The sequence below is a fragment of the Roseiconus nitratireducens genome, assembly GCF_008629675.1.
Lineage (GTDB): Bacteria > Planctomycetota > Planctomycetia > Pirellulales > Pirellulaceae > Stieleria > Stieleria nitratireducens.
This window is the reverse complement of sequence record NZ_VWOX01000101.1, coordinates 1-374: the sequence shown is the minus strand read 5'-3', so window position 1 is coordinate 374 and position 374 is coordinate 1. Positions and strand designations below refer to the sequence as shown.

General features: G+C 55.3%; 1 pseudogene. It reads right to left on the bottom strand.

Annotated elements, in window-relative coordinates:
* Positions 1-26 precede the first annotated feature (26 nt).
* Positions 27-302, bottom strand: a pseudogene (locus FYK55_RS28840) (transposase); the annotation flags it as partial.
* Between the last annotated feature and the right edge of the window lie 72 nt (positions 303-374).

The window sequence follows — 374 nt, the reverse complement described above, 5'->3', positions numbered from 1 at the left end:
TCGCTTCTGTGTCGGGCTCAGTCGTTTCCCCGGAGTGCCTCCTTGAGCATCGCTTTGTCGAGCTCGGCCTCGGCCAAAAGACGCTTCAAACGGGCGTTCTCCCCTTCCAGCTCTTTCAGCCGCTTAGCCTCTTCGCTCTTCATGCCCCCGTACTGGTTCCGCCAGCGATTGAACGTGGCCTCACTGACCTCCAGAAATTTCAACACTTCTTCCATGCTCTTGCCGGTGCTGAGCATGACTTCCGCATCCCGCAGCTTTTTAACGATCTGCTCCGGACTATGGCGTCTACTTCGCTTTTTCATCTGAGAGTCTCCTGCCCGAAATCGGGCGTTACACTCTCATATCACCTGGATCAGTTTTTGGCGAGCACTCCA